Source organism: Mediterranea sp. An20 (assembly GCF_002160055.1).
Taxonomy (GTDB): Bacteria; Bacteroidota; Bacteroidia; order Bacteroidales; family Bacteroidaceae; genus Bacteroides; species Bacteroides avicola.
This window is the reverse complement of the sequence record NZ_NFJV01000001.1, coordinates 227,558-239,807: the sequence shown is the minus strand read 5'-3', so window position 1 is coordinate 239,807 and position 12,250 is coordinate 227,558. Positions and strand designations below refer to the sequence as shown.

Sequence of the window (12,250 nt, the reverse complement as noted above, 5' to 3'; positions counted from 1 at the left end):
CCCCCTGTTACACCCTCATGGGGAAAATAGTTGTTTCGTATGTCAGCGCACCGTTCCGTCCGGACTGATGTTCAGGTAGATGTCACGTTCGCCCTTTTCCATCTCCACGCGGTAATACATATCTCCGGGCGTTTCAATGCCGTCGATGTCATCCAGCCGGTAGTCGGGGTGAGCGGCCTGTGCGGCATCCTGCACCACCTGGGGCACTTCGCTGTAGGGCGGATTGTAGTCGGTCTCCGTCATCAGCCACTCATAGCTTTGGGAGAACCAGGCCGACTTCTCGTAACGGTCTTCGTAGAAATCAGCTTCGTAGGCATTTTCCCGTCCGTTCCATTCCCATTTCACGTAATTCACGTCTACATTGGGGAACTGGGCTGTAAAGGCCGCTTGCAATTCGGGCGTTGCCACGATGTCCTTGTCGTCATCGTCATCGCAACTTTGCAATCCGAAGGTAAACACACCTGCCAGCAACAGCATAAACAAACTCTTGGTTTTCATCATTACTTCTTTTTTCATATTCCGTATATTTTTAATGTTCTCTGCATGCAAAGATAGAGGGCGATTTGGGAAAGATTTGGGAATAAAGAGAAATATGTCGGGAAAAATAGCCTGAATGGCGCCGCGAATCAGAAGGATACTTTCGCGCATGGCCATCCTTATAGCTTCTGTTGTGGCTGATAACCAGAGTCTTACTCCTTATATATAACCAGCGTGCTTCTTATAGGTTGGCAGGCTGCTTTTTATCTGTTAGCACGCTGCTTTTTATATAGAAGAAAGATTTCAATGATAAAGATGTACAAAAAACAGCGGATATAGTTGGAATACGTTAAACTTTATCTTACATTTGCGGAAAATTGAAACATCCCGATACCGGAAACACATCAGATCAGAACAATGGATACAAGCAAGATTGTGGGCGAGAAAATAAAATCGCTCCGCGAAAGCCGCAACATCACGATGGAAGAACTGGCGCAACGCTCAGGACTGGCCATCGAACAGGTAGAACGTATTGAGAACAATATCGACCTGCCCTCGCTGGCGCCACTCATCAAGATTGCGCGCGTGCTGGGTGTACGCCTTGGCACTTTTCTCGACGACCAAGACGAGACAGGGCCCACTGTATGCCGCCGGGCCGAGGCGGGTGATACCATCAGTTTCTCGAACAATGCCATACAGAGCCGCAAGCACATGGAATATCATTCGCTGGCACGCTCCAAAGCCGACCGTCACATGGATCCTTTCATTATTGATGTGTCTGCCACGGACGATATGGATTTCGTGCTTTCCTCGCACGAAGGCGAAGAATTTATCTATGTACTGCAGGGTTGCATGGAAATCAGCTACGGCAAGAATACGTACCTGCTGAACGAGGGAGACAGCATCTATTACGACTCCATCGTGCCCCATCACGTACACGGCTATCAGGGGCAGGCAGCCAGAATCCTGGCCGTGGTCTATACACCGGCGTGAAGGCCGTGCTTCCCGCGGGAAGGGAAGGAATTTGGTATAAAAAACGATAAATATTTATAGCACCGTGTTATACGAACGCACCCTCGGCCAATGGCTGGAACATTGGGCCGAAACGACACCGGACAAAGAATACATTGTCTACTCCGACCGCAATCTGCGCTTCACCTGGAGCCAGTTCAACCGGCGCGTGGACGATATGGCGCGTGGACTCATCGCCATAGGCGTCACCCGTGGCACACACGTGGGCATCTGGGCGGCCAATGTGCCCGACTGGCTGACGCTGCTTTATGCCTGCGCCAAGATAGGAGCCGTCTATGTGACGGTAAACACCAGCTACAAACAGGCTGAATTGGAATATCTCTGCCAGAATTCGGACATGCACACGCTGTGCATTGTCAACGGCGAAAAAGACAGCGACTTCGTGCAGATGACCTACCAGATGTTGCCCGAACTGCGCACCTGCCAGCGCGGACATCTGCAGAGCAAACGATTCCCTTATATGCGCAACGTGGTCTACGTGGGGCAGGAGAAGCACCGCGGAATGTACAACACGGCCGAACTGCTCCTGTTGGGCGAGAACGTCGACAACAGCCAGCTGGACAGACTGAAGGCGCAGGTTACTTGCCACGATGTGGTAAACATGCAGTACACGTCGGGCACTACGGGATTTCCCAAAGGCGTGATGCTGACACATTATAATATTGCGAACAACGGATACCTGACGGGCGAACACATGAAGTTTACGTCCGACGACAAACTCTGCGTCTGTGTCCCTCTGTTCCATTGCTTCGGCGTGGTGCTGGCTACCATGAACTGCCTGACACACGGTTGCACCGAGGTGATGGTGGAACGTTTCGACCCGCTTGTGGTATTGGCTTCGGTACACAAAGAACGCTGCACTGCCCTCTACGGCGTGCCTACCATGTTCATTGCCGAACTGCATCATCCCATGTTCGACCTCTTCGATCTCTCCAGCCTGCGCACGGGAATCATGGCAGGTTCGCTCTGCCCCGTAGAACTGATGAAGCAGGTAGAGGAGAAGATGTTCATGCGGGTGACCAGTGTCTATGGCTTGACCGAAGCCTCGCCCGGTATGACGCACAGTCGCATCGACGACCCTGCCGAAGCACGCTACAACACCGTGGGCCGCGACTTCGAACACACCGAGGTACGCGTCATCGACCCTGCTACAGGCGAGGAGTGTCCTGTCGGCGTGCAGGGCGAGATGTGTTGCCGGGGCTACAACGTGATGAAGGGCTACTACAAAAATCCTGAAGCCACTGCCGAGGTGATAGACAAGGATGGCTTCCTGCACAGCGGCGATTTGGGCGTGAAAGACGAGCAGGGCTATTACCGCATCACCGGGCGTATCAAAGACATGATTATCCGTGGTGGCGAAAATATCTACCCGCGCGAAATCGAAGAGTTCCTCTATCAGTTGCCAGGGGTGAAGGATGTGCAGGTGGCAGGCATCCCCTCGAAGAAGTATGGCGAAGCCGTAGGTGCCTTCATCATACTCAAGGAAGGAGCCGATTTGCAGGAAAGTGATGTGCGCGACTTCTGCATGGGCAAAATCTCGCGTTACAAGATTCCCAGGTATATCTTCTTCGTCAAAGAGTTCCCCATGACCGGCAGCGGCAAGATTCAAAAGTTCAGGCTCAAGGACGTAGGACTGCAACTCTGCCGGGAGCAAGGAATCGAAATCATTTGAGGCAGCACCAGTAACAACATATTTTGTATATACATATATCATTAATTATCCCAATTTACTTAACACATCAAACGTATGAAGAAACTAACCAAGTACGCCTGCCTGCTGACGGCCATAGCCGGTCTCGCAGCTTGTTCGGGCGGCAAAGTGCAGGGAAGCTACGACGTGGTTCCGCTTCCTAACGAAATGAATGAACAGGGCTCTGCTCCATTCGTGCTGACATCGTCTACTCCTATCTGTTATGCCGAGGGTGACACGGTGCTGCAACGGGTAGCCAACTATCTGGCCGGATACATCCAGGATGCTACGGGCAAGTTGCCTAAGGTGAAAGCCGGTGAAGGCGGCAGCTGCATCCATCTCTCTGTAGCTTCGGACATTGAGAATCCCGAAGGCTACCGGTTGCTTGTCTCACAAGACGGCATTGAAATTGCCGGTGGCTCGCCTGCCGGTGTGTTCTATGGTGTGCAGACACTGCGCAAGTCTATTCCTGCCAACGCAAAGGGCATGGACATCGAGCTGCCTGCTGTGCAAATCAACGACGCTCCCCGCTTCGCTTACCGCGGCTTGCATTTTGACGTATCGCGCCACTTCTTCTCTGTGGACTCTGTGAAACGCTTCATCGACATGCTGGCGCTGCACAATATGAATACGCTGCACTGGCACCTGACCGATGACCAGGGCTGGCGTATCGAGATCAAGAAATATCCCAAGCTGACCGAAATAGGCTCACAACGCAAGGAAACGGTCATCGGACATAACTCCGGCAAGTATGACGGTAAACCTTACGGTGGCTTCTACACGCAGGACCAGATCCGTGATGTTATCCGTTATGCGCAAGACCGTTTTGTTACGATTGTTCCCGAAATAGACCTGCCGGGTCACCAGCTGGCTGCCTTGGCCGCTTATCCGGAGCTGGGCTGCACGGGCGGACCGTATGACGTATGGACTATGTGGGGCATTTCGGACGATGTCATTTGTGCCGGCAACGACCAGGCTATGCAGTTCCTGGAGGATGTCTTGGCTGAAGTCATCGACCTCTTCCCCTCGGAATATATCCACGTGGGTGGCGACGAGTGTCCCAAGGTGCGCTGGGAGAAATGTCCCAAGTGCCAGGCACGTATCAAGGCTGAGGGAATCCGCGGCGACCGCGAACACTCTGCTGAGATGTATCTGCAGAGCTACGTCATCAGCCGCATGGAGAAGTTCGTGGAAAGCAAGGGACGACACATCATCGGATGGGACGAAATCCTTGAAGGCGGACTGGCTCCCAACGCTACGGTGATGAGCTGGCGTGGTACAGCAGGTGGTATTAAGGCTGCACAAATGAAGCACAATGTCATTATGACACCCAATAACTACCTCTACTTTGACTATTACCAGTCTACCGATACAGAGAACGAGCCGATTGCCATAGGCGGGTATGTGCCGGTAGAGAAGGTGTACTCTTTTGAACCCACCGATGGTATTCCCGAAGAATATCAGCAGTACATCATCGGTGTACAGGCTAATCTGTGGACTGAATACATCCCGACGTTCAGTCAAGTAGAATACATGGAAATGCCGCGTATGGCTGCCTTGGCTGAAGTGCAGTGGAGAGACAAGGACCAGAAGAAGGACTACAACGAGTTCTTGCCGCGCCTGATTCGTTTCACCGAACTGTATGACCAGCAGGGGTATAACTATGCCAAGCACATCTTCGACATCCACGCTGAGATTTCTACAGACAGCGAAAGCAACGAGGTAGTAGTGACGCTGACCACTCAGTCGAACGGCGAAATTCACTACACATTGGACGGTACCGACCCTACGGCAGCCAGTCCTAAATATGAGGCTCCCTTGCGTATCAAGCAGAATGCCGAAGTCAAGGCAGTGGTTATCCGTCCTGACGGTGGACAAAGCCGCATGTTCAGTGAGAAAATCACCTTTAATAAGGCTACAACCAAGGCTGTCACCCTGCGCGAAGCTCCGAGCAAGGGTTATGACTTCAACGGCGGTGTGGAGCTGACCGATGGTCTGACCGGTGGAGAGAACTACAAGACCGGCCGTTGGCTGGGCTTCCAGGGCAAGGACATGGACGCCGTTATCGACCTGAAGGAGCCGACTGAGTTCAGCAAGGTGTCTTTCAACACCAACGTGGTGAAGGGTGACTGGATTATGGGAACCTCTGGTATCACCGTCAAAGTGTCGGACGATGGAAAGACCTTCAAGGAAGTGTATTCCAAGGCTGTTCCTGCGCTGAACAAAGACGACAAAGACGGCATCTATCCGCAGGAAGTGACGTTTGACCCCGTTACAGCCCGTTATGTCGAGGTGATTGTGAAAAGCAGCAAGCTGCCCGCCTGGCACGGTGGAGCCGGACACCCTGCTTTTGTCTTTGTCGATGAAATCTGTCTTGAATAATAGGCTTTAGGAAATAAATAAGCACAAAAAAAGAGAAAGTCTTCGCAGGCTTTCTCTTTTTTTGTGTTCATCTTCCGTTGCCCGCTCCTTGGGAAGCCGAAGGAGGAAACAGTGCCTCTTTAGTCTGCCTTATCCGATGTAGAGATTAAGCTCCAAGTACAGGTAATCGTGCCCGTCTACCTGACTTGTCTCAAACTGAATTTTGTCTTCACGGGCAAGCCAACCGATTGCAGCGTTCAAATCGCGGTCAGACAAGCCCGTTTCCGCTTTCAGTTCATTGTACTCCCATTTGCGGTTATGGTCCAACAGACGCCATATCTTTCCCGCATTCTGTCCGATACTCAGTGCATCCATGATAGTGACTTTTTAATATGAAGGTTAATAAACTAATCAAGTTTGGTCAGCCAAAGTTAACAAAATACTTATTATCTGCCAACTTTGGGGGTGCCTTTAATAACTATTAACAACGGGCTCCGGACAACGGAACATTATTCTTCCTTTACAGGATAATTCAAGTTGGCTTCCGTGGCTTGCTCCAATACTTCATGCAGGTATTTGGCTGCTTCCCAGCGGGCCATGGGCAGGTCGTGCAGCAGGTAGTTGCCGCAATCGGCGGGAGCGGCGCCGGGCACTTCGCCCTCGTAGCTGGCAATGAATCGGAAAGTCTTTTGCATCAGCGGCAGGATGTCGGCGGGTGTCAGGTCGCCTCGCATCAGCAAGTAGTTGCCTGTCAGGCAGCCCATGGGCCCCCAGTAGACAATGCGGTCTTTCCACTCGGGATCGTTGCGCAGGTAGGTAGCTGCCAAGTGCTCGATGGTGTGCAGAGCGCCCGGATGCAGGGCCGGCTCGCGGTTCGGTTCTTTCATTCGGATGTCAAATGTGGTGACTGTCTCTCCTCCCACCTCGTCTTTGCGGGATACGTAGATGCCGCGCAACAGGTGGATGTGGTCGATGGTAAAACTGGGTATTTTATTCATTGTATGAAAATGTTTGATTAGGTTCTGCCCATCTGCCCCGGGAGGCAGGCGGGCAGGCAAAGGCAGGATAAACCGATGCCTTTGCCTGTAGCTTGTATCTGTCTTGTTATCAGGTTCTTGGTGCTTATATATTAGCAGCCTGCTTCTTATATGTCGGCAGTCTGCTTCTACTATATAGGCAATCAGCTTCTTATAGATGATGAAGGCGATTCCTTCCTGTTGCCTTGCTTTTCCGTCTTTACAGTTCGTTGGCTCTGATACCCTTCAGCCGTTCGAGGAAAAGTCTGGTCGTGCGGAAGGAGCGGTCGGCCATCGTCTTCCAGAAACCCTCGTATTGTTGCTGGTGATGGTCTGCCCCCGGTGTATCGCTGATGATGCGGAAACTGATGAACGGTATATGGGCCAGGAAACACGTCTGTGCGATGGCTGCCGATTCCATATCCACAGCCAAGGCTTGTGGGAAATGCGCCTTGATGCTGTTCAATTCGTCAAGACGTGTGATGAAGCGGTCTCCCGTGCAGATGAGTCCTGCGTGTATGCGGTTTTCCACATCGTCTTCTTCGTTCAATGCCAAGGCTTGTTCCACCCATGAGGCAGGTGCCTGGTAAAAGACCGGCAGTCCTTGCACTTGTCCGTAGGCATTTCCTTCGCCGCACCATACGTCGTGGTATGCCACTTGGGCACCTACTACCACATCTGTCACATTGAGCACATCGTCCAGTCCGCCGGCTACTCCGGTGCTCACCACGCAGTCGGGTGCGAAATGTCGGATAATGGCCGAGGCTCCCAAGGCGGCATTTACCTTGCCGATGCCGCAGCGGGTGAGGCAGAGGGTGTTGTTGCCCAGTTTTCCTTCGCTGTACTGATAGCGTCCGTGCGACAGTTCGCGAACCGAATCCAGTTCTGCGACCAGCCGTTCGTGCTCACTGTCCATGGCGCTGATTACTCCTATCTTCATAAAATTCAAAAAGAATGATTGGTTCTGGTTTTCGGGACAAATGTACGACAAATATTCCGTAATAATGCCAAATTTATTTCCGTTTGCGTGGTCTTTGCGTTATCTTTGCGGCGAAATAAAGGAAACAGACCGTTTCTCTTTCCTTATTAACAAGCATTGCAATGAAAAAATATCTTCCCGACATCCTTGTCATTGTGGCTTTCGCCGTATTGTCTTTTGTCTACTTCTTTCCGGCAGACACGGAAGGACGTATTCTTTTCCAGCACGACACGGCGGCTGGAGCCGGAGCGGGCCGTGAGGCACAAGAGTATTACGAACGTACGGGCGAGCGTACCCGTTGGACCGATGCCTTGTTTGGAGGTATGCCTACGTATCAGATTTCACCTTCTTACGATTCTACCGGCGTGCTTTCGACGGTGCAGCGCATCTATCAGTTGTTTCTGCCCAATTACGTCTACCTGACGTTCATCATGATGCTGGGTTTCTACATCCTGCTGAGGGCCTTCGGCATTCCGGCATGGTATGCGGGCATCGGCGGCGTGTTGTGGGCCTTCTCGTCTTATTTCTTTATCCTGATTTCGGCGGGACATATCTGGAAGTTCATCACCCTGGCCTACATACCGCCTACCATTGCGGGCATGGTGCTGGTGTATCGCGGACGGTTGCTGGCGGGAGGTGTGGTGACCGCGCTGTTTGTGGCGCTGCAGATTGTGTCCAATCACGTGCAGATGTCCTACTACTTCCTGTTTGTCATGCTCTTCCTGGCCATAGCCTATGGGGTACAAGCCTGGCGCACGCAGACAATGCCACAGTTTCTCCGTGCCACAGCCGTGTTGGTCGTGGCGGGTCTGGTGGGCGTAGCCATCAATCTTTCGAATCTCTATCATACCTATACTTATAGCAAAGAGACCATGCGCGGCAAGAGCGAGCTGGTGCAGACCGGTGATGCTGCCAAGCAGACCAGCGGCGGCTTGGACCGCGACTATATCACGCAGTGGAGCTATGGTATTGACGAGACTTGGACGTTGCTGGTGCCCAATTATAAGGGCGGCGCTTCGGTCCCCTTGTCGATGAGTGAAACGGCTATGGAGAAGGCCAACCCCAGGTATGCCGGTCTCTATAATTCGCTGACGCAATACTTCGGCACGCAACCCATGACGGCCGGTCCGGTTTATGTGGGTGCTTTTGTGCTGTTCCTCTTCCTCATGGGCTGTTTTGTGGTGAAGGGACCGTTGAAGTGGGCGCTGTTGGGCGGCACGGTGTTCTCTATCTTGTTGTCGTGGGGTAAAAACATGATGTGGCTGACAGACTTGTTCATCGACTATGTGCCGATGTACGACAAATTCCGCGCCGTATCGTCCATCCTGGTTATTGCTGAGTTTACTATTCCGCTGCTGGCCATGCTGGCATTGGTCAAGATACTGAAAGAGCCCGAATTGTTGCGGAAACAGTGGAAGGGATTGGTTGTATGCTTGGTGCTGACAGCGGGCGTGGCGCTTTGGATGGCTGTTCCAGGTACGCCTTCACCTGCCCATTATGTGCCTGCTCAGGAGATGCAGATGCTGCAAAGTGCTGCCGATCAGGGGTACCTGCCTGCTCAGGAGTTGCCCGGTATCCTGGCCAATCTGTCTGAGATGCGCGCTGCACTGGTGCAGTCCGATGCTTTGCGCAGCTTTGTTATTGTGATGGTGGGCGTGTTGTTGCTGTGGCTCTATGCGGCCGGCAAGCTGCGCAGGGCGTTCGCCGTGGGTGGCATCGCACTGCTGTGTTTGGTTGATATGTGGAGCGTCAATAAGCGCTACCTCAACGACGAACAGTTCGTGTCTGCCTCTACGCAACAGACCACCTTCGCACAAACGGCTGCCGACAAATTCATCCTGCAAGACAAGGACCCGGATTACCGCGTGCTGAACCTGGCATCGAACACTTTCAATGAAAACAATACGTCTTATTGGCACAAGAGCATCGGCGGTTATCATGCTGCCAAGCTGCGCCGCTACCAGGAACTGATTGACCATCACATTGCACCCGAGATGCAGGCTCTTTACAGCGAAATCGTCAACAAGAACGGACAGATGGACAGTGTGGATGCTGCCAAATATCCTGTACTGAACATGCTGAACATGCGCTATGTCATCCTGCCGGGTGCCGAGCAGGGACAGACCATACCGTTGCGCAATCCGTATGCGCTGGGCAACGGCTGGTTTGTGGACCGTGTGCAATACGTAACCAATGCCAACGAAGAGATAAATGCCCTGCAAGGTATGGACCCCGCCACTACAGCCGCCGTAGACCAACGTTTCCGCGATGCTCTGCAAGGCTTGGAACAGCCGCATAAGGACAGCCTGAGCGTTGTGCGTCTGACGGCTTATGAACCTAACCGTGTGGTGTACGAAACAGAGAACACGGGCGACGGTGTGGCTGTATTCTCCGAAATCTATTATCCGGACGGCTGGCAAGTGACCGTCGATGGTGAACCTGCGCCGCTTGCCCGCGCCAACTACGTGCTTCGTGCCCTCTATCTCCCTGCCGGGAAGCATACGGTGGAAATGCACTTCGACCCGCAGAGTCTGCATGTCACCGAAGGCATTGCCTACGCAGGATTGTCATTGCTGGCTGTCGGAGCATTGGTCGCTGTGGGATTGGGATGGCGGCGCAGTCGGCGGAAAGAGATTTAAAAATGATATGTTCCCGCCAAGCCCAGCACGTGTGTCCCCTTGGCGGGACTATCCTGAAAGAGATAGAACACGTCGCCGGTCCATCCCTGGCTTAGCGGAAAAGACGAACCGCCGCGGTAGCGCACACGGGTCAGCGAGAACCCTCTGCCTGCAGCCAGGTCATTGAATGTTTCTACCGAGACATAAGGCGATATCCCATTGCGCGGCAAGGTACATGCCAGCCTGAGCCGTTGGCGCAACAGCATCTCCCGGAAACCGTTCTTGCCAAAGGTATGTTCGTATTTTTCACGTAGCGAGAGCTCCAGTCCCCGGCACAGCCGAGTGGAGAATGTGGCGCGCAGGCGGTAGCAATGATACACCATCCACCCTTGTGCGTCCAAGTTGTTAACAGATAACTCGTAGTTAACGCCCAGCGACAGCCGGGGCAGCACATTCCGTGCCACGGCAAGGTAGACCACGGCACAATCCGTCCGGCGCACGCGGTCTTTCGTGCGCCATTCCAATATGCCGTCCAGTTCCAGGCCGGTCCGTTTCCAGTCATAAACCATTTCCACGCTGGTCCACGTGGCAAAATCTTGAGTCTGAGCCACGACCATCTCCGGCCGCGACAACAGTAAGAGGGCAGCGGCTGCCACCCCTCGTAACAGCTTTCTGTTCATGATATTAAATTTGTTTGTGGCAGACAAGCGGGCTAAAGAAGCTTGTCTTGGGTATTGAGAGTTGAAGTTGCAAATACCTGCCGGACTTCGGCCGGCAGGTGTTTGCCTTATTAGCGCATCATGTTTTTCCTGATTGAGAATTTCACAATTGCCATGGCATTAACCTGCTCCAGCGGCAAGTCCATCGGTTCGTGGTGTGGGTCGTAGCTTACCAGCCTGATGTGTCCCGGTTGCTCCGAGCGGTTGACGTACTTCACGGTCAGATACTCATCGCCTCCACGTTGGAATGATACGAGGTATGTCTCACCGTAGATGACATCGTTGAAGTCTTGAATGAAGCGGAATCCCACGATGTCGCCCGATTTCAGCAGAGGATACATGCTGTCGCCACTTACATACATCGCGCCGTCGCAAATAGGAATATTCGGGATGATAATCTTGCCTGTCGCATACTGGCTGCGGTTTTCGAGCAATGACTTCAGGTCGGTAGTTGAGGAGATGTCATAGAGCGTCACACTGCGGTTGTCCAGCGGTTCGGACAACTTGGCGCGGCTCTGGTGTCCCGCCTCGCCGCTGGACGGTCCGAGGTCTATTAAGCTCCGCTGACGGGTAGGTATCCCTTTGCCTGTCAGCAGCCAGTTGTAATCTACTTCACTGTATCGGCTCAACAGCAAGGGGAAATCGATGCTGTTACGTGCCAGCCAGTTACTCAGTGTCGAACGTGATATTCCCAGGTAAGAGGCCAATTGACTGTCTTTCTTAAATCCTTGCACCAGTTTGGCGCGCTTTACGATGTCTTCCACGCAGAACATCTGCATGCTTTCTTTCTTTTCGTTTGCCATATTGTTCAAACAATAGTCTTCTGAAAAAATGTTTCCTTTCACAAAAATACCGTTGCTGTCTGCAACGGGAGGACAAGTCGGAAGAAACAGCTTCTCTATCGGTAAGGAATCGGCTTCTCCAGACCCTGTTCAATGAATTAAAATGGAAGTGGTTCTGTATTTTCCTATGGGTGAGCTGCTTCCCATCGCAAAAAGTTTAGTTCGCTTCATCCATTTCTCTTTATTCTACAAATGTAGGGATAAAGTTTCATACGCACAATATCCTTGTCGAAAAACATATAAAATTGTTTCCGGAGATGCGGCGGAGAGGGGTTGCCGTGGAAGCATTCCGGTGGATAAACGGGGGAACAGGGGCTTTGCCTGGAGGTAGCCGTGCGGGGTGTTGGCAGACGCTGAACGCCACATAGGGGCAATCATGAAAAAAAACCGTTCCTACCCTCACGGGCAAGAACGGGTCACAAGTCAATAATACATGAAAAAACGCTATTTAGAGAGAGTTCTTTGTTGGATTTAAAATCCACGCCAAAGGTAAAGCTTAATCTTGATATACGCAAG

At 52.4% G+C, this 12,250-nt stretch carries 10 protein-coding genes; 4 read left to right on the top strand and 6 right to left on the bottom strand.

Going from position 1 to position 12,250, the window contains the following annotated elements:
• Positions 1–42: 42 nt before the first annotated feature.
• On the bottom strand, positions 43–516 hold the full coding sequence (locus B5F34_RS00995) for a PepSY-like domain-containing protein (RefSeq protein ID WP_162609264.1): 474 nt from the start codon (positions 514–516) through the stop codon (positions 43–45).
• A gap of 378 nt (positions 517–894) precedes the next feature.
• Here B5F34_RS00995 and B5F34_RS00990 point away from each other — a divergent pair, with 378 nt between their 5' ends.
• The 3 genes from B5F34_RS00990 (at position 895) to B5F34_RS00980 (ending at position 5,581) form a co-directional block, all read left to right on the top strand.
• Positions 895–1,470 carry an XRE family transcriptional regulator gene (locus B5F34_RS00990; protein WP_087334110.1) on the top strand — a complete coding sequence of 192 codons (576 nt, stop codon included), beginning with the start codon at positions 895–897 and terminating at the stop codon, positions 1,468–1,470.
• Between the two features lie 64 nt (positions 1,471–1,534).
• Positions 1,535–3,181 carry an AMP-binding protein gene (locus tag B5F34_RS00985; protein ID WP_087334107.1) on the top strand — a complete coding sequence of 549 codons (1,647 nt, stop codon included), beginning with the start codon at positions 1,535–1,537 and terminating at the stop codon, positions 3,179–3,181.
• Positions 3,182–3,256: 75 nt separating this feature from the next.
• Positions 3,257–5,581: a glycoside hydrolase family 20 protein gene (locus B5F34_RS00980; RefSeq protein ID WP_087334105.1), complete on the top strand. Its 2,325-nt coding sequence runs from the start codon at positions 3,257–3,259 to the stop codon at positions 5,579–5,581.
• A 129-nt stretch (positions 5,582–5,710) separates the two neighbouring features.
• Here the strand turns inward: B5F34_RS00980 and B5F34_RS00975 are convergent, their stop codons facing one another.
• The 3 genes from B5F34_RS00975 to B5F34_RS00965 all read right to left on the bottom strand — a co-directional run bounded on the left by B5F34_RS00975 (position 5,711) and on the right by B5F34_RS00965 (position 7,516).
• A complete protein-coding gene (locus tag B5F34_RS00975) occupies positions 5,711–5,935 on the bottom strand; it encodes a winged helix-turn-helix domain-containing protein (RefSeq protein WP_087334103.1) in 225 nt (74 codons plus the stop codon).
• Between the two features lie 134 nt (positions 5,936–6,069).
• The gene (locus tag B5F34_RS00970) at positions 6,070–6,558 is read right to left on the bottom strand and encodes an S-ribosylhomocysteine lyase (protein ID WP_087334101.1); all 489 of its coding nucleotides are present in this window, start codon (positions 6,556–6,558) and stop codon (positions 6,070–6,072) included.
• A 238-nt stretch (positions 6,559–6,796) separates the two neighbouring features.
• Positions 6,797–7,516, bottom strand: a complete 720-nt coding sequence (locus B5F34_RS00965) for a 5'-methylthioadenosine/adenosylhomocysteine nucleosidase (protein ID WP_087334099.1) — start codon at positions 7,514–7,516, stop codon at positions 6,797–6,799.
• 161 nt (positions 7,517–7,677) lie between these two features.
• Here B5F34_RS00965 and B5F34_RS00960 point away from each other — a divergent pair, with 161 nt between their 5' ends.
• On the top strand, positions 7,678–10,194 hold the full coding sequence (locus B5F34_RS00960; protein ID WP_087334097.1) for a YfhO family protein: 2,517 nt from the start codon (positions 7,678–7,680) through the stop codon (positions 10,192–10,194).
• On the opposite strand, the gene B5F34_RS00955 is transcribed toward B5F34_RS00960, so the two are convergent.
• Entirely contained in the window at positions 10,191–10,853 is a 663-nt protein-coding gene (locus tag B5F34_RS00955; RefSeq protein WP_087334095.1) for a DUF2490 domain-containing protein, read from the bottom strand. The genes B5F34_RS00960 and B5F34_RS00955 overlap by 4 nt on opposite strands.
• Before the next feature lie 110 nt (positions 10,854–10,963).
• Positions 10,964–11,695, bottom strand: a complete 732-nt coding sequence (locus B5F34_RS00950) for a helix-turn-helix domain-containing protein (protein WP_087334093.1) — start codon at positions 11,693–11,695, stop codon at positions 10,964–10,966.
• Positions 11,696–12,250: the final 555 nt, after the last annotated feature.

Excerpts from the sequence above, each read along its gene's own strand:
- B5F34_RS00995 (WP_162609264.1), bottom strand. The coding sequence starts at position 516 with ATGAAAAAAGAAGTAATGATGAAAACCAAGAGTTTGTTTATGCTGTTG.
- B5F34_RS00990 (WP_087334110.1), top strand. The coding sequence starts at position 895 with ATGGATACAAGCAAGATTGTGGGCGAGAAAATAAAATCGCTCCGCGAA.
- B5F34_RS00980 (WP_087334105.1), top strand. The coding sequence starts at position 3,257 with ATGAAGAAACTAACCAAGTACGCCTGCCTGCTGACGGCCATAGCCGGT.
- B5F34_RS00975 (WP_087334103.1), bottom strand. The coding sequence starts at position 5,935 with ATGGATGCACTGAGTATCGGACAGAATGCGGGAAAGATATGGCGTCTG.
- B5F34_RS00970 (WP_087334101.1), bottom strand. The coding sequence starts at position 6,558 with ATGAATAAAATACCCAGTTTTACCATCGACCACATCCACCTGTTGCGC.
- B5F34_RS00965 (WP_087334099.1), bottom strand. The coding sequence starts at position 7,516 with ATGAAGATAGGAGTAATCAGCGCCATGGACAGTGAGCACGAACGGCTG.
- B5F34_RS00960 (WP_087334097.1), top strand. The coding sequence starts at position 7,678 with ATGAAAAAATATCTTCCCGACATCCTTGTCATTGTGGCTTTCGCCGTA.
- B5F34_RS00955 (WP_087334095.1), bottom strand. The coding sequence starts at position 10,853 with ATGAACAGAAAGCTGTTACGAGGGGTGGCAGCCGCTGCCCTCTTACTG.
- B5F34_RS00950 (WP_087334093.1), bottom strand. The coding sequence starts at position 11,695 with ATGGCAAACGAAAAGAAAGAAAGCATGCAGATGTTCTGCGTGGAAGAC.